General features: G+C 71.5%; 13 protein-coding genes. 9 read left to right on the top strand and 4 right to left on the bottom strand.

Annotation, left to right across the window (positions count from 1 at the left end; all coding sequences use genetic code 11):
* Positions 1-389 precede the first annotated feature (389 nt).
* The 7 genes from ACFUN8_RS01875 (at position 390) to ACFUN8_RS01905 (ending at position 7,492) form a co-directional block, all read left to right on the top strand.
* Positions 390-1,844 carry an ATP-binding protein gene (locus ACFUN8_RS01875; RefSeq protein ID WP_383630112.1) on the top strand — a complete coding sequence of 485 codons (1,455 nt, stop codon included), beginning with the start codon at positions 390-392 and terminating at the stop codon, positions 1,842-1,844.
* 8 nt (positions 1,845-1,852) lie between these two features.
* Entirely contained in the window at positions 1,853-2,299 is a 447-nt protein-coding gene (locus ACFUN8_RS01880) for a roadblock/LC7 domain-containing protein (protein WP_383630300.1), read from the top strand.
* Positions 2,296-2,658, top strand: a complete 363-nt coding sequence (locus ACFUN8_RS01885) for a DUF742 domain-containing protein (protein ID WP_383630114.1) — start codon at positions 2,296-2,298, stop codon at positions 2,656-2,658. The genes ACFUN8_RS01880 and ACFUN8_RS01885 overlap by 4 nt, the downstream gene beginning before the upstream one ends.
* On the top strand, positions 2,636-3,328 hold the full coding sequence (locus ACFUN8_RS01890) for an ATP/GTP-binding protein (protein WP_383630116.1): 693 nt from the start codon (positions 2,636-2,638) through the stop codon (positions 3,326-3,328). The genes ACFUN8_RS01885 and ACFUN8_RS01890 overlap by 23 nt, the downstream gene beginning before the upstream one ends.
* A gap of 13 nt (positions 3,329-3,341) precedes the next feature.
* Positions 3,342-4,628, top strand: coding sequence for a cytochrome P450 (locus ACFUN8_RS01895; protein ID WP_383630118.1), 1,287 nt, complete (start codon positions 3,342-3,344; stop codon positions 4,626-4,628).
* A gap of 89 nt (positions 4,629-4,717) precedes the next feature.
* Positions 4,718-6,016: a cytochrome P450 gene (locus ACFUN8_RS01900; protein ID WP_383630302.1), complete on the top strand. Its 1,299-nt coding sequence runs from the start codon at positions 4,718-4,720 to the stop codon at positions 6,014-6,016.
* A gap of 192 nt (positions 6,017-6,208) precedes the next feature.
* Positions 6,209-7,492, top strand: coding sequence for a family 16 glycosylhydrolase (locus ACFUN8_RS01905; RefSeq protein ID WP_383630120.1), 1,284 nt, complete (start codon positions 6,209-6,211; stop codon positions 7,490-7,492).
* A 126-nt stretch (positions 7,493-7,618) separates the two neighbouring features.
* On the opposite strand, the gene hutI is transcribed toward ACFUN8_RS01905, so the two are convergent.
* The 4 genes from hutI to hutU form a co-directional block, all read right to left on the bottom strand.
* Positions 7,619-8,830, bottom strand: a complete 1,212-nt coding sequence (gene hutI, locus ACFUN8_RS01910) for an imidazolonepropionase (RefSeq protein ID WP_383630304.1) — start codon at positions 8,828-8,830, stop codon at positions 7,619-7,621.
* Between the two features lie 62 nt (positions 8,831-8,892).
* Positions 8,893-10,287 (bottom strand): formimidoylglutamate deiminase, encoded by a 1,395-nt coding sequence (locus tag ACFUN8_RS01915; protein WP_383630122.1) that lies wholly within the window; start codon positions 10,285-10,287, stop codon positions 8,893-8,895.
* On the bottom strand, positions 10,278-11,468 hold the full coding sequence (locus ACFUN8_RS01920) for an allantoate amidohydrolase (RefSeq protein WP_383630124.1): 1,191 nt from the start codon (positions 11,466-11,468) through the stop codon (positions 10,278-10,280). The genes ACFUN8_RS01915 and ACFUN8_RS01920 overlap by 10 nt, the downstream gene beginning before the upstream one ends.
* 275 nt (positions 11,469-11,743) lie before the next feature.
* On the bottom strand, positions 11,744-13,417 hold the full coding sequence (gene hutU, locus ACFUN8_RS01925; protein ID WP_383630126.1) for a urocanate hydratase: 1,674 nt from the start codon (positions 13,415-13,417) through the stop codon (positions 11,744-11,746).
* 116 nt (positions 13,418-13,533) lie between these two features.
* Between hutU and ACFUN8_RS01930 the strand changes: the two genes are divergently transcribed.
* Positions 13,534-14,934, top strand: a complete 1,401-nt coding sequence (locus tag ACFUN8_RS01930; RefSeq protein WP_383630128.1) for a diaminopimelate decarboxylase — start codon at positions 13,534-13,536, stop codon at positions 14,932-14,934.
* 75 nt (positions 14,935-15,009) lie between these two features.
* Positions 15,010-16,410, top strand: a complete 1,401-nt coding sequence (locus ACFUN8_RS01935; protein WP_383630130.1) for an APC family permease — start codon at positions 15,010-15,012, stop codon at positions 16,408-16,410.
* Positions 16,411-16,444 lie beyond the last annotated feature (34 nt).

The following is a 16,444-nucleotide window of genomic DNA, read 5'->3' on the forward strand; positions in this document are numbered from 1 at the left end:
GTACAGGGCCAGTCGGCAATGTCATGACGGATACGAATCGCGGCCGACACGGCAGGTGAACCTGTACATGGGTCTGCTGGTGACGAGGGTGTCGGTGTGCGGGATGGGTTCACCCGGCGCGGCCAGCCCGTATGTCCCACCGGCCCCGTCCGCCGCGTGTGCGGATGGTGCCCGACCCGTACCGGCGTGTGACAGGAGTTGAGCAACTCCCGCCCGAATCAGCCACATTGCTCGTAGGATCTGGGTGCCCGCGATCACCCCATCGCGGGCCCGACGTGTCCGACGAGTCCTGGAAGGGGCCCGGTCTCCGTGCTAGCCGCCGTATTCACGCCTGTCGTGTCGGGGTCGACGTGTTGAGCCGGCCGGCGAACAGACGGAACAGACGGGCGGTGTGGTGGCTCGGAGCCCTCGTGCTCGCCGCCGTCGCCGCCCTGCTGATCGGCACGGTGTCCACGGCGGAGTGGCGGCAGGCGCTCGCGGGCGGCTGCGCGGCCCTGGCCGTGCTGCTCCTCGCCTGGGTACTGGCACTGCACCGGCGGTTGCGCGCGGAGCGTGCCGACCGGGACCGGGAGCGGCGGACGGCCGCCGCGCGAGGCGCCGAGGTGGCCCATCTGGCGGCGGTACGCGTCCCCGCCATCGCCGAACGGGTGCGCGCGGGAAGGCGGTTGGACGGTGTCCCCGGCCCGGTCGCACCCGAGGCCGACACCGGCGAGGACTTCGCACAGGCGCTGGCCGCGGTGGTCACCGCCCTCGGCTCGGACGAGGGTGTACGGCGCGAGCGCGGGCTGCGCGACTCGGTCCAGACGGCCTTCGAGTCGGTCGCCCGCAACATGCACGCGATGGCCACGGTGCAGCAGCAGGTACTCGACCGCGTGGAGCGCGCCATCGACGACCCGCGCCTGATGGCGGACGTGATGAAGGCCGACCACGCGGCCTCGCAGATGACCCGCAAGGCCCAGACGCTCCTCGTGATGTGCGGGATCTGGCCGGCCAGGCGCGAGTCGCAGCCGGTCTCGCTGTACGACTGCGTGCGCGGCGCGCAGTCGCGGATCGTGGAGTTCGGGCGGGTGGAGGTGCACGGCGGGCAGACGCTGTTCGTGGTGCCGCCGGCCGTCGAGGGGCTGATGCACGCGATCGCCGAACTCCTGGAGAACGCGACCGTGTTCTCGCCCTCCCGCACCCAGGTGATCGTGACGATCCGGGAAGTCGGCGCGGGAGCCGTCGTGGAGATCGACGACGCGGGCCTCGGGATGCCGCCGGACGTACTGCACCAGGCGATGTCCCAGCTCAGGGACGAGCTGGACCTCACACGGCTCGGCGCCGTGCCGAGGCTGGGGCTGGCCTGCGTGGGGCGCTGGAGCCGGGAGATGGGCTTCAACGTGGAGCTGACGGGGGCGTCGGCGTACGGCGGGACCCGGGCCGTCACCTTCGTACCGCACCGTCTGCTGACCGAACCGCTGTCGCACTTCCCGGCGGAGCCGGCGCGGGTCTCGGCGGACACGTCCCCGGCCGGTGACGAGCCTGAGCACGAGCGGCCGGCCACCGCTCCCGTACGCGCCGAGGAAGCGCCCGGCGGGCTGCCCCGCCGCCGCAGCCGGCGACGGGAACCCGCCACCACGACGGGGCAGGACCGGGCGACCGCGGCAGGTCAGGACCGAGCGCAGGAACAGGCACCACAGGCGTCGCGGGAGCAGCCCGCACAGCAGGCACGGCCCGACGCCGAATGGACCCCCGAAGCGGCACGCGCGTCGATCACCAGCGTGGTGTCAGGCTCGCGTCGTGGCCGCGCGGCGGCCGTCCAGGACACCGAAGTGCCCGACCAACACGACGGAGGCCGGCAGTGACCGGAAGAGTGACCGGAACGATCTCCCGACTCCCCGACCTCGGGTGGATGCTCCGCCCGCTGACCGAGATCCCGGGCGTGCGACACGCCGTGGTCGTCTCGGAGGACGGCCTGCGGCTCGGCCACGCGTCGGCCGAGAATCTGAAGGGCCCCGTGTCCGAACTGAGCGTGGCCGAGGCCGAATCGCTCGCCGCCGCGTCCGCCGCGCTGACCATGACGGGCCGGTCCACGGCGGGGCTGCTGTTCGGGGGCGGCTCCGACGTACGGCAGTTGATGCTGGAGTCCGACCAGGGCTTCGTCCTCTTCACCTCGGCCGGTGTGGGTGCCCAGCTGGGCGCCGCGACCGAGACCGACGCCGATGTGGGCCTGGTGGCCCAGCAGATGCAGCTGCTGGTCGTGAAGATCGGCAGCCACCTGAGCAGCCACCCCCGGGATCCGGTGAGCCCGTCGTCATGACGGAGCGTCCCGACGACCGGACCACCACGTCGGCGATACGCCCGTACGTGATCACCGGTGGCAGGGCGGACGCCGGAGTCGAACCACTGTCCTGGGAATCGCTCGTGGTGGCCAGGGAGACGGTCCCGCCGACGACCCTTCAGCCGGAGCACCGCACCATACTGACGCACTGTCAGGGGCTGCTCTCGGTGGCCGAGGTGTCGGCGCATCTCGGCCAACCGCCCTCCGTGGTGCAGGTGTTGCTCGCCGACCTCATCGACTGGGGACTGATCGTGACCCGCCCGCCCATACCGCCGGCCGAACGAGCCGATGTGACCATGCTGAGAAAGGTCCTCAATGGCCTCGAAAGCCGCCTCTGAGTCCTCGGTGGCCGGGGCGCGGGACGTGGCACCGGACGCGGTGCCCGACGGGGCGTCGAAGTCGGTCCCCGACGTGATGCCCGACTCGGCGCCGGCCGCCGCCGGGAAATACGTCAGGTCCAGCGTCGCCGGCGCGGCGAAGATCATGGTCGTCGGGCCGCTGGGCGTCGGCAAGACGACGTTCATCGGTACGGTCTCCGAGATCAAGCCGCTCAGTACCGAGGCCGTGATGACCCAGGCCGGCGCCTCGGTCGACGTGACCGTCGACCGGACCAAGGCCACCACCACCGTCGCCCTGGACTTCGGCCGGATGACGATCGACGGCGAACTGGTCCTCTACCTCTTCGGTACGCCGGGGCAGCAACGTTTCCTCCCCGCCTGGCGCGATCTGGCGCGGGGCGCGCTCGGCGCGCTCGCCCTCGTGGACACCCGCGATCTGACCGCGTCCTTCGACGCGCTGGGCCATCTGGAGGATCTGGGGCTGCCGTTCGCCGTCGCCGTCAACGTCTTCCCGGGCAGCCCCGTGCACAGCGACGGCGAGCTGCGCGCGGCGCTCGACCTGCTGCCGCAGACACCGCTGGTGACCTGCGACGCGCGGGACGAGCGGTCCTCGGTGATGGCGCTGATCGCCCTCGTACGCCACCTCCTCCTCGCCGCCGAGTCCTCATGACGCCGGAGTCCACATGACCACGCCCGCCCCCACTTCCCCTTCCGCCCCTACTTCTCCTTCCATCTTCGCCGCCCCGCCCGCGACGGCCATCTACGGAGAACAGCTCGACGGCGACCGGATGCCGCTCCTGTACGAGCAACTGCGCGCCGATCACGGCCCGGTGGCCCCGGTCACCGTCGCGCCCGACATCACGGCCTGGCTGGTCCTCGGCCACCGCGAACTGCTGCGGCTGACCCGCGAGGAGCAGGACTTCTCCCACGACCCGCGCCGCTGGCGCCAGTTGCGCGAGGGCCGGGTGCCCGCGGACTCGCCGATCCTGCCGATGGTGGGCTGGCGCCCGGCGCTGCTGTACGCCGACGGGCAGCAGCACCGCCGGATGCGGGCGGCCGTGTCGGACGCGCTCGCCCGGATCAACGGGCACGAACTGCGGCGCGGCGTAAGGGCGACGGCAGAGCGGCTGATCGCCGAGTTCGCCGACGGCAAGCGGGCGGATCTGGTGTCGGACTACGCGCGCAAGCTGCCGCTGATGGTGATCACCGGCCTGCTCGGGCTCGACGAGCCGACGGGCCAGAAACTGGTGAAGGCCATCGCGGGGCTGGCCGTGTCGAACGCCGACTCCGCCGACGCGAGCAAGCGGATGGGCGCGATCCTGCTCGCCCTGATCGAGGAGAAGCGCCACCGGCCCGGCAACGACGTGACGTCCGCGCTGCTGCACCATCCGGCGCGGCTGACGGACGAGGAGGTGCTGCACAACCTGGTGGTGATGTTCGTCGCCGGCAACCAGACGACGGTGAACTGGATCGCCACCACGCTGCGCATCCTGCTGTGCGACCCGGCGTTCCGGTCCTCGCTCAGCGGCGGTCATCTGAGCGTCGACGACGCGCTGGACCTGGTGCTGTGGCGCTTCCCGCCGACGCAGAACTTCCCCGCCCGGTACGCCACCCGCGACCTGCGGTTCGGCGACCAGGACATCCGGGCGGGGGACATGCTGATCCTCGGTCTGGCGGCGGCGAACGCCGACCCCGACATCCTGCCGGAGGACGGGGTACCCGTCGTCGGCAACCGTTCCCATCTGGCGTTCGGGGCCGGGCCGCACACCTGCCCGGCCCAGGACCCGGCCAGGCTGATCACCCGTACCGCGGTCGACACGATCAGGCACCGGTTGCCGGATCTCGAACTGGCCGTGTCGGAGACCGAGTTGGCCTGGATCAAGTCGCCCTGGAGCAAGGGCCTGGCGGCCCTTCCCGTCCGCTTCACCGAACCGCAGTTGCCGCGTGGACCGCACGCGCCGCGGAGTTGAGGAGAGCCCTGTTGAGCCCCGAGCCGAGCACGTCCCCCGCCACCACCACACCTGACACTTCCGACACGTCCGCCACCGCACCGCACCGGATGGATCCGGCCGGCGGCTGTCCGCACGCCGCCAACGCGCGGCTGCTCGCGCGCGGCGCGGTGGCCCCCGTCGTACTCCCCGGTGACGTCGAGGCGATGGCGGTCATCGGGCACGACGCGCTGAAGGAGTTCCTGTCGCATCCCGATGTCGCGAAGGGCGCCGCGCACTTCACGGCGCTGCGGGAAGGGCAGATCCCCGACGGATGGCCGCTGAAGACCTTCGCGACCGTGCAGGGCATGACGACGGCGGACGGCGACAACCACCGGCGGCTGCGCTCGCTGGTGAGCAAGGCGTTCACGTCACGGCGGGTGGAGGCGCTGCGCGGGCGGGTGGAGGAGGTGACGGCGGAGCTGCTGGACAATCTGCCGGCGGCGGCCGGCAAGGGCAGCGCCTCCGGGGCGGACGTGGTGGGGGCGGACGTCGTGGGGGCGAAGGCCACCGGGGCGAACGTCGTCGAGGCGAACGTCGTCGGGGCGAACGTCGTCGATCTCCGCGAGCACTTCGCGATGCCGCTGCCGATGGGCGTCATCTGTGAACTGCTCGGTGTGGACGCGGAGTTCCACGACCAGCTGCACCATCTGTCGAACCAGATCGTCGCGACGGACATCGCCCCCGAGGACGCGATGGCCGCCAACCGGGACATCGTGGCCGTACTGAGCACGGTGGCCGCCTCCCGTACCGCGAATCCCGGCGACGACCTGACCAGCGCGCTGATCGCGGCGCGCGAGGAGGACGGCGACCGGCTGAGCGGACAGGAACTCATCGGCACCCTGCTGCTGATGATCATCGCCGGGCACGAGACGACACTGAATCTGATCACCAACGCGGTGCGCGCGCTGTGCCGCCACCGCGATCAGCTCGAACTGGTCCAGTCGGGCAAGGCGAGCTGGTCGGACGTGGTCGAGGAGACCCTGCGCTGGGACAGCCCGGTGAGCTTCTTCCCGTTCCGCTACCCGACCCGGGACCTGACGGTGGACGGCACGGTGATCCCGCAGGGCACGCCGGTCCTGGCGGGCTACTCGGCGGCGGGCCGGGACAAGGCCGCGCACGGCGAGGACGCGGACGTCTTCGACCTCACCCGGTACGCCACGGGCTCGGCCACCCGCCATCTCTCGCTCGGGCACGGTGCGCACTTCTGTCTGGGGTCGTCGCTGGCCAAGATGGAGGCGACGATCGCGCTGGAGCGGCTGTTCACGCGCTTCCCGGATCTGGATGTCGCGGTGACGGAGGCGGAACTGCCGCGTCACGCGAGCTTCGTGGGCAACAGCGTGCAGCAACTTCCGGTGTCGTTGGGCTAGTTGCCGATGTACGTCACACGGTAGCGGGATGACGGCCCGTCAAGAACTTTGGTCCATACCAACGCCTTGACGGCCTCTCCCGCCCTCCCTTAAATCAAGTATTGAAATAACTGTGCCCAATCCGTGCCCGACCTGTGCTCCACCGCCCTGAATGTCATGAGCATGCCCCCACGAGAAGCGAAGTGATGACCTGTGCGAACCCCCCTGCGGCGTCGTGTGACGCTGTACGCCATGGCCCTTCTCACCTGTACGAGCCTGGCCACGGCCGTGCCCGCCGGAGCGGCCACGCCCTCCCCGGAGCCCCGTATCAGTGCCGCGAGTGACACCAACGGCACGAAGGCGGCCAAGGCCGTGACGTTCGACGAGAACTTCGACGGTCCCGCCGGATCGGCCGTCAACGGCAGTAGATGGCAGATCGAGACCGGCGACAACGTCAACAACCACGAGCGGCAGTTCTACACGGCGGGCAACAACAACGCCGCCCTCGACGGCCAGGGCAATCTCGTCATCACCGCCCGCAAGGACAACCCCGGCAACTACCAGTGCTGGTACGGCCGGTGTGAGTACACCTCGGCCCGCCTCAACACGGCCGGCAAGTTCACCGCGCAGTACGGCCGCGTCGAGGCCCGCATGAAGATCCCGCGCGGGCAGGGCATGTGGCCCGCGTTCTGGATGCTCGGCGACAACATGGGCCAGGTCGGCTGGCCCAACAGCGGCGAGATCGACATCATGGAGAACGTCGGCTTCGAGCCCAACACCGTCCACGGCACGCTCCACGGCCCCGGCTACTCGGGCTCCGGCGGCATCGGCGCCGGCTACAGCCTCCCCGGCGGCCAGGCGTTCGCCGACGCCTTCCACACCTTCGCGATCGACTGGTCGCCCAACTCCATCCGCTGGTCGGTCGACGGCAACGTCTTCCAGACCCGTACGCCCGCCGATCTGGGCGGCCGGGAATGGGTGTTCAACAAGCCGTTCTTCCTGATCCTCAACCTCGCCGTGGGCGGCTACTGGCCCGGCGACCCCAACAGCAGCACGCCCTTCCCGAGCACGCTGACGGTCGACTACGTGCGGGTCACGACCGACGGCGGCGGAGGCACCGGCGGCTCGATCACCGGTCTCGGCGGCAAGTGCCTGGACGTGGCGTCGGCAAGTTCCGCCAACGGCACGCCTGTTCAGCTCTACGACTGCAACGGCTCGGCCGCGCAGCAGTGGAGCAGGGGCGCCAACGACTCGCTGCGGGCGCTCGGCAAGTGCCTGGACGTGAAGGACAACAGCACCGCCGACGGCGCGCAGCTCCAGCTCTGGGACTGCAACGGCGCCGGTAATCAGCGGTGGGCGGTGTCGGGCGCGAACGATGTCGTGAACATCCAGGCGAACAAGTGCATGGACGCGGCCGGGCCCGGCGTCAACGGGACACGGACGCAGATCTGGACGTGCGCGGGTACGGCCAACCAGAAGTGGTCGGTGAACGCGTAACACCGTCGCACTGTCCGTTCACGGACCCCGGCGGCGCGGCAAGTCCTTTGCCCGCCGCCGGGGTTCGTCGTTCTCGGGGCCGGTTTCCAGGTTTTGGTCCGGGTCCGGGTCCGCGTCCGCGTCCGTTCAGTGCCGGCGTACGCCCGAGCGCCAGACGCCCCACGTCAGCGGGACCCCCGGCCGGTAGGCGAGATGGACATGGCTCGGGGCGTCGAGCAGGACGAGGTCGGCGCGGGCTCCGGGCGTGAGGCGTCCGACGTCCGTACGGCGCAGAGCGGCGGCGCCGCCCGCCGTGGCCGACCAGATCGCCTCGTCGGGCGTCATCCCCATGTCGCGTACGGCGAGCGCGATGCAGAACGCCATCGACGAGGTGAAGGACGAGCCGGGGTTGCAGTCGGTGGACAGCGCGACGGTGGCGCCCGCGTCCAACAGGCGCCGTGCGTCCGGCCAGGGGGCGCGGGTGGAGAACTCGGCGCCGGGCAGCAGCGTGGCGACCGTGCGTGAGTGGGCGAGCGCGTCGACGTCCGCGTCGGTGAGATGGGTGCAGTGGTCGGCGGAGGCGGCGTCCAACTCGACGGCGAGCCGGACGCCGGGGCCGTACGACAACTGGTTGGCGTGGACGCGTGGTTGAAGGCCCTTCGCCTGCCCGGCGGTGAGGATGGCACGTGCCTGGTCTCCGTCGAAGGCGCCCTGCTCGCAGAAGACGTCGACCCAACGGGCGTACGGGGCACAGGCGTCGAGCATGTCGCCGGTGACGAGGTCGACGTAGGCGGCGGGGTCGTCGGCGAGTTCGGGCGCGACGATGTGGGCCCCGAGATAGGTGACCTCGTCGGTGTGCCGGGACGCGACGCGCAGCGCGCGTGCCTCGTCGGCGACGGTGAGGCCGTAGCCGGACTTGGTCTCCTGGGTGGTGGTGCCCTGGCGGAGTCCTTCCGCGAGGTACTTCGCGACGTTGGCGCTCAGCTCGGCGTCGGTGGCGGCGCGGGTCGCGGCGACTGTGGTGCGGATGCCGCCGGCGGAGTAGGGGCGGCCCGACATGCGGGCGTTGAACTCCTGGGTGCGGTCGCCCGCGAAGACGAGATGGGAGTGGGAGTCGACGAAGCCGGGGACGGCGGCCCGGCCGCCGGCGTCGACCGCGTTGTCAGTGGCGGGTGCTTTGCTTGATTCACCGACCCAGACGACGCGGTCGCCGTCGATGACGACGGCCGCGTCCTGGATCAGACCGATGGGGGATCCGTCACCGAGGGAGGGGTCGTTGGTGACCAGAGCGGCGATGTTGGTGATGACGGTGGTGCGGGGCGTGCTCGCGGGCGCGGGCGTGTTGGTGGCCGCGTTCATGGGCGCGGGCGTGTTCGTGGGCCTGGGCGGATTCGTGGGCGTCATCGTGGGGGCGTTCTCCTTCAGCCGCGTACAGCCGCGATCGACCGGGCAAGGGCTTCGGGCACGTCGGGGATCAGGGTGTGCGCACCGTCGCGTACGAGATGGCGACCGCCCACGATCGTGTGCCGCACGTCCGCGGCTGTCGCGGCGAATACGGCGATCTCGGCGCCCAGCCTGGGCACCTGCCCCACTGTTCTGACGGAGTCCAGGGCGATCGTGACGAGGTCGGCCAGCGCGCCCCGTTCGATCCGGCCCGCGTCGGGCCTGCCGAGGGCCGCGTGGCCGTCGGCCGTGGCGGCGGTGATGAGCGCGGCGGCCGTCCAGTGGCCCCGGGTGCGGGAGCGCAGCCGCTCGTTGAGTTCCAGGGCGCGGGCCTCTTCGAGGATGTCGATCACGGCGTGGCTGTCGCTGCCCAGGGACAGGGGCGAGCCCGCGTGCTGGAGCCGCGCGGCGGGGCCGATGCCGTCGGCGAGGTCGCGTTCGGTGGTGGGGCACATGCAGGTGCCGGTGCGGGTGGAGCCCAGCAGGGTGATGTCGTCGTCGGTGAGATGGGTGCTGTGGACGGCGGTGGTACGGGGGCCGAGGACGCCGTGGTCGGCGAGGAGACGGGCGGGGGTGCGGTCGTGGGTGGCGAGGCAGGCGTCGTTCTCGGCGGTCTGTTCGGAGAGGTGGACATGGAGGGGGGCCTGCCTGGCCTCGGCCCATTCGGCGATGGTCGACAGCTGCTCGGCCGGCACGGCGCGTACGGAGTGGATGGCGGCGCCGATACGTACGTGGTCGTCGCCCTTGCCGCCCCCGCCGTCCGTGCCGTCCTTCCCGTAGCGGTCCGCGAGGTCGGACACACGTTCCGCCCAGGCGTGCGCGGTGCCGTCGGAGAAGCGGACCTGGTGGCGGTCCGGGGGCTTGCCGCCTCGGCGCTTGGAGATGCCGGAGGAGAGATAGGCGGTGTCCAGGAGGGTGATCCGGATCCCGGCGTCGTCGGCGGCGGCGATCAGCGCCTCGCCCATCGCGTTGGGATTGTCGTAGGGCGTTCCGCCAGGCGCGTGGTGCATGTAGTGGAACTCACCGACGGAGGTGATGCCGGCCAGCGCCATCTCGGCGTACACGGCGCGGGCGAGCGCGTGGTAATTGTCCGGGGTGAGGCGGGCGGCGGCCCGGTACATCATCTCGCGCCAGGTCCAGAAGGTGCCGGAGCCGACCTGGACCTTGCCGCGCAGCGCGCGGTGGAAGGCGTGCGAGTGGGTGTTGGCCAGGCCGGGGAGCGTGAGCCCGCGCAGGGTCGTGGCGCCGGGCGGTGGGGTGTCGTCCCCGGTGCGGACGTCGGTGATCCGGCCGTCGGCGACCGTCACGGTCACGCCTGGTTCGACGTGGGTGTCGAGCCAGGCGTGCTCCAGCCAGTACGTGGTCACGTGCACGCCAGCCCTTCCAGTACGTCGGCGAGTGCGAGGACCCCGGCCACGCAGTCGTCCTCGGCCGCGAACTCGGCCGGGGAGTGCGAGACGCCGGTGGGGTTCCGTACGAACAGCATGGCGGTCGGAATGGATCCGGACAAAATACCCGCGTCGTGCCCGGCGCCCGTGCCGAGCACGGGGAGCCGGCCGCCGAGGATCCGGCCGACCTCGTCGCGAAGGCCGTGGGCGAACTCGACCACGGGGGTGAAGGACTCCCGTACGACCCGCAGGTCGATGCCCGCGCGCTCGGCGTGCTCGTGGGCCGCCGCCTCGATCGCGGTCACGACGGTGTCCAGGGTGGCCTGGTCGGCGGCGCGGGAGTCGAGCCAGCCGCGTACGAGAGAGGGGATGGCGTTGACGCCGTTGGGTTCGACGGCGACCTTGCCGAAGGTCGCGAGGGCACCGGCGAGTGCCGCCTCGCGGCGGGCGGCGAGGACGGTCTCGGCGTAGCTGAGCATCGGGTCGCGGCGGTCGGCGAGTCGGGTGGTGCCCGCGTGGTTGGCCTCCCCGTGGAAGTCGAAGCGCCAGCGGCCGTGCGGCCAGATGGAGGAGGCGATACCGACGGGGTCACCGGTCAGGTCGAGCGCGCGCCCCTGCTCGACATGCAGCTCGACGAACGCGCCGATCCGGGCGAGGCGTTCGGGGTCGGGTCCGATGGCGTCGGGGTCGTACCCGGCCGTCTCCATGGCGCGCGGCAGCGGGACGCCGTCCCCGTCGCGCAGGGCGTGCGCCTGCTCGATGCCGAGCTGTCCGGCGGTGAGCCGGGACCCGACACAGGCGAGCCCGAACCGGGCGCCCTCCTCGTCACCGAAGTTGGTGACGGCGACGGGCCGGGTGAACTCCGCTCCCCTGCGGCGGAGTTCGTCGAGCGCGGCGAAGGAGGAGACCACACCGAGCGGCCCGTCGAAGGCGCCTCCGTCGGGCACGGAGTCCAGATGCGACCCGACGACGACGGCGTCCCCGGCGGCCGGGTCCCCGGCCCACCCCCACTGGTTGCCGTTGCGGTCACACTCGTACACCAGCCCCCGCGCCTCGGCCTGCGCGCGGAACCAGTCCCGGCACTCCCGGTCGGCACCGCTCCAGGCGTAGCGCCGGTACCCACGGGTGCCGGGGTCCCGCCCGATGGGTGCGAGGTCCCGCCACATCTCATGAAAGGAGACCGCGCCGGGGGCACCCGACCCGACAGCCGGCGTCGTCCACGTCCCCGCCCGGGCCCCGGGCCGCCCGACGGCGTCGCCGTCCCCGGCGGGGGCCACGCCCGAAGGCGGCGTGGCCGACCCGGCCGGCTCCCGCGCGCCGTCGGCCCCACCTGGCGCGGCGGCGGGGGTCCGGCCCGACGCACCACCCGCGCCGGGGGTCGACCCCATGCCGGTCCGGGACGGGGTCGCGTCTCGTCGGCCTTCCGGGCCGGAGGCCGTCGTCACTCGCCCTCCCGCATCGGGATGCGGACGTCGCGTTCCGTGGCGATCCTGTCCGCGATGTCGTAGCCCGCGTCGACGTGGCGGATGACACCCATGCCCGGGTCGTTCGTCAGGACGCGGCGGATCTTCTCGGCCGCCAGTTCCGTACCGTCGGCGACCGTCACCTGGCCGGCGTGGATCGAGCGGCCCATGCCGACTCCGCCACCGTGGTGGATGGAGACCCAGGTCGCGCCGGAGGCGACGTTCACCATGGCGTTCAGCAGCGGCCAGTCCGCGATGGCGTCCGAGCCGTCGAGCATCGCCTCGGTCTCGCGGTACGGGGACGCGACCGAGCCGGCGTCCAGGTGGTCGCGGCCGATGACGACCGGCGCGGCGAGTTCACCGCTCGCGACCATGTCGTTGAAGCGCTCGCCGGCCTTGTCGCGCTCGCCGTAGCCGAGCCAGCAGATGCGCGCGGGCAGGCCCTGGAAGTGGACGCGTTCGCCGGCCATCCTGATCCAGCGGTGCAAGGACGCGTTGTGCGCGGAGTCGTCCTCGGGGAACAGCTCCAGGATCGCCTTGTCCGTCTTGTGGATGTCCGACGCCTCACCGGACAGCGCCGCCCAGCGGAACGGGCCCCGGCCCTCGCAGAACAGCGGCCTGATGTACGCCGGTACGAATCCGGGGAACGCGAACGCCCGCTCGTAACCCGCCAGTTGGGCCTCGCCACGGATCGAGTTGCCGTAGTCGAAGACCTCCGCGCCCGCGTCCATGAAGCCGACCATCGCCTCCACGTGCCGCGCCATCGACTCGCGGGCGCGCAGCGTGAAGTCGGCCGGCTTCTCGGCGGCGTACGACGCCATGTCGTCGAAGTCGACACCGAGCGGCAGATACGCCAGCGGGTCGTGCGCCGACGTCTGGTCGGTGACGATGTCGATCGGCGCGCCTTCGGCGAGCATCCGGGGCAGCAGCTCCGCCGCGTTGCCGAGCAGCCCGATCGACAGGGGCCGGCGCGCGTCACGGGCCTCGGTGGCGAGCTGGAGCGCGTGCTCCAGGGAGTCGGCCCGCACATCCAGGAAGCGGTGCTCGATCCGGCGGTCGATCGCGCGCGGGTCGCAGTCGATACAGATCGCGACTCCGTCGTTCATGGTCACGGCCAGCGGCTGCGCGCCGCCCATCCCGCCGAGCCCGGCGGTGAGCGTGATCGTCCCGGCGAGCGTGCCGCCGAACCTCTTGGCGGCGACGGCGGCGAATGTCTCGTACGTGCCCTGGAGGATGCCCTGCGTGCCGATATAGATCCAGGAACCGGCGGTCATCTGGCCGTACATGGTGAGGCCGAGCTGCTCCAGCCGGCGGAACTCCTCCCAGTTGGCCCAGTCGCCGACCAGGTTGGAGTTGGCGATCAGTACGCGCGGCGCCCACTCGTGGGTCTGCATCACGCCCACCGGCCGGCCGGACTGGACGAGCATCGTCTCGTCCTGCTTGAGCGTCCGCAGCGTGCGCGTCATCGCGTCGAACGAGCGCCAGTCGCGCGCCGCCTTGCCCGTGCCGCCGTAGACGACGAGCTGGTCGGGGTGTTCGGCGACCTCGGGGTCGAGGTTGTTCTGGAGCATGCGGAGGGCGGCTTCCTGCTGCCATCCCAGGGCGCTCAGTTCCGTACCGCGCGGTGCCCGTACGGGTCGGGGTCCTGACATGGCGGGTGCCTCCTCCGTCACTGCTCCACTGTTGGCCGATCTATTCACATCCTCGCCGGGTGAATAGATGTAGTCAACAGTGGAGCGATCGGCGGCCGGATGATTGGCTGACACGCATGGTCGAGCAAGCAGCAGCCGAGACAGCAGGACAGGACAACAGCGTCGCCGTCAGGCGCGATCTCGCCGTGAGGGCCGCCGTCGAGCGGGGACTGCTCACCGAGGCCGACCCCGTCGTCGCCCTTCTCGACGTGGCCGGGATCCGCGCCTCCGCCGCCGCGCTGCACGCCGCGTTCGCCGCCGTCACCGCACCGGACACCCGCGTCCTGCACGCCTTCGCCGTGAAGGCCGCGCCCCTCGTGCCGGTCCTGCGCCTGCTGGACGCCGAGCGCGTCGGCGCCGAGGTCGCGAGCCCCGGCGAGCTGGGCCTCGCGCGCGCCGCCGGGATCCCGTCCGACCGCACCGTCCTCGACTCCCCCGCGAAGACGCCGGCCGAGCTGCGCGACGCCCTGGCCTCCGGTATCGCGGTCAACGCGGACAACCCGCAGGAGCTGACCCGGCTCGACGCCCTCCTGCACGCGGCGCCCACCCGTTCCCCGATCGGGCTACGGGTCAACCCGCAGACCGGCGGCGGCTCCATCGGCGCCCTGTCCACGGCGACGGCGACGTCCAAGTTCGGCGTCGCGCTGCGCGACGAGGGCGCCCGCGCCTGGGTCGTACGGGCCTATCTGGACCGGCCCTGGCTGACCCGGCTGCACACCCACTCCGGCTCCCAGGGCGTGCCGCTCGCCCTCATGGCGGAGGGCGTCCGTACGGTCCACGAGCTGGCCGAGGAGATCAACGCGGCGGCCGGCCGGCAGCAGGTCGACACCATCGACATCGGCGGCGGACTCCCGGTCAACTTCTCCTCCGACGAGGAGACCCCCACCTATGCCGAGTACGCCCGGCTGCTGAAGTCCACCGTCCCCGGCCTGTTCGACGGCCGCTACGGGCTCGTCACCGAGTTCGGCCGCTCCCTGCTCGCCAAGCACGGCACGGTCCTGGCCCGGGTCGAGTACGCCAAGTCCGCCGGCGGCCGCCCCATCGCGGTGACCCACGCGGGCGTGCAGATCGCCACCCGTACCGTCTACGACCCCGAGTCGTGGCCGCTGCGCATCGCCGCGTACGACGCCGACGGCCGGCCCAAGAAGGGCCCGGACGTCGTCCAGGACGTCGCGGGCCCGGCGTGCTTCGCGGGCGACGTCCTGGCCACGGGCCGGCCCCTGCCGCTGCTGGAGCAGGGCGACCTCGTCGCGGCGCTGGACACCGGCGCGTACTACTTCGCCAACCACTACGCGTACAACAGCCTTGCCCGGCCCGGCGTTTACGGTTTCACGGCGACGGCGACGGCGACAACTACGGCTACGGCTACGGCTACGGCGAGCAGCGTGCGGTTCGCCACCGTACGGGCGCCGCAGACCGTGGCGGAGATCGTCGCCGAGTCCGGCGGCGGGCAGCGGGACGCGCTCGTACGGGACTGACGACCGGACCGGCAGGAATCAGCCCCGCCGTACCGGGCAGAACACTCCCCACCATCAAACGGGGGAGGTCATCCCATGCCCGCGTCCCACACACCGACAGCGGCGGACACACCAGGACCGTCCGGCGACACACCCGAGCTCAAACGCGCCCTCGGCCCCAAACTGCTGATCCTCTTCGTCATCGGCGACATCCTGGGCACCGGCATCTACGCCACCACCGGCCAGGTCGCGGGCAGGGTCGGCGGTGCGCTCTGGCTGCCGTTCGCGATCGGCTTCCTGGTCGCGATCCTGACGGCGGCCTCGTACGTGGAACTCGTCGGCAAGTACCCGAAGGCCGCCGGTGCCGCGCTCTACACGCAGAAGGCGTTCAAGGTCCCGTTCCTGACCTTCATCATCGCCTTCATGGTGATGTGCTCGGGTCTGTCGTCGGCGAGCGCCGCGGCGCGCGCGTTCAGCGGTGACTACCTGGCCGAGTTCACCGACGCGATCCCGCCGACCCTGGTCGCGATCCTCTTCGTCGTCGCGCTCGCCGCGCTGAATCTGCGCGGCGTCTCGGAGTCCGTGAAGACCAACGTGGTGCTGACGATCGTCGAGTTGAGCGGTCTGGCGATCATCCTCGGCATCGGCGCGTACGCGGTGCTGACCGGCGACGGCGAACCGTCGCGGCTCACCGACTTCGAGGCGAGCGGCACCGGATTCTCCCTGATGACGGGCGTGCTCGGCGCGACGGCGCTCGCGTTCTTCGCCTTCGTCGGCTTCGAGGACTCGGTCAACATGGCGGAGGAGACCAAGGATCCGAGCCGGACCTTCCCGCGCGCGATCTTCATCGGCGTCGCGGTCACCGGCACGATCTACATCCTGGTCGCCCTCGTCTCGTCCCTCCTGGTGGACTACCGGACCCTGGAGGGCTCCAGCGGCCCGCTGCTGGAGGTCGTGAAGGCCGGCGGCGTCGACTTCCCGCCGAAACTCTTCGCCCTGATCGCGCTGTTCGCGGTCACCAACTCGGCGCTGATCAACATCATGATGGCCTCGCGGCTCTGCTACGGCATGGCCAACGAACGCATCCTGCCCAAGGCCATGGGCCGGGTGCTCCCCACGCGCCGTACGCCGGTCGTGGGCATCGTCTTCGTGTCGGTGCTGGCCATCGGGCTGGTGTCGACGGGTGAGATCCAGGGACTCGGCGACACCACCGCGTTCCTGCTGCTGTGCGTGTTCTTCGTGGTCAACGTCGCGGCGCTCGTACTGCGCCGCGACCCGGTCGGACACCGGCACTTCCGCGCGCCGACGATCGTGCCCGTGCTGGGCGCGATCACCGCGCTGATCCTGGCCAGTCCGCTCGCCGACCGCGCCGCCGACGTCTACATCCGGGCCGGCGTGCTGCTGGCGATCGGGATCGCGCTGTGGGCGGTCAACAAGCTGGTGCTGAAGGCGCGTTCGGAGGAGCACGTGAAGACCGGCGGTGACGTGACGAAGTAGTACGTCACGCGGGGCAGAACACCAACGGACCCAC

Origin of the sequence: Streptomyces sp. NPDC057307 (genome assembly GCF_042667665.1) — a bacterium.
Classification (GTDB): Bacteria; Actinomycetota; Actinomycetes; order Streptomycetales; family Streptomycetaceae; genus Streptomyces.

Coding starts and splice junctions, on each gene's coding strand:
- ACFUN8_RS01885 (WP_383630114.1), top strand. CDS start 2,296: ATGACGGAGCGTCCCGACGACCGGACCACCACGTCGGCGATACGCCCG.
- ACFUN8_RS01890 (WP_383630116.1), top strand. CDS start 2,636: ATGGCCTCGAAAGCCGCCTCTGAGTCCTCGGTGGCCGGGGCGCGGGAC.
- ACFUN8_RS01895 (WP_383630118.1), top strand. CDS start 3,342: ATGACCACGCCCGCCCCCACTTCCCCTTCCGCCCCTACTTCTCCTTCC.
- ACFUN8_RS01900 (WP_383630302.1), top strand. CDS start 4,718: ATGGATCCGGCCGGCGGCTGTCCGCACGCCGCCAACGCGCGGCTGCTC.
- hutI (WP_383630304.1), bottom strand. CDS start 8,830: ATGAACGCGGCCACCAACACGCCCGCGCCCGCGAGCACGCCCCGCACC.
- ACFUN8_RS01920 (WP_383630124.1), bottom strand. CDS start 11,468: ATGTGGCGGGACCTCGCACCCATCGGGCGGGACCCCGGCACCCGTGGG.
- hutU (WP_383630126.1), bottom strand. CDS start 13,417: ATGTCAGGACCCCGACCCGTACGGGCACCGCGCGGTACGGAACTGAGC.
- ACFUN8_RS01930 (WP_383630128.1), top strand. CDS start 13,534: ATGGTCGAGCAAGCAGCAGCCGAGACAGCAGGACAGGACAACAGCGTC.
- ACFUN8_RS01935 (WP_383630130.1), top strand. CDS start 15,010: ATGCCCGCGTCCCACACACCGACAGCGGCGGACACACCAGGACCGTCC.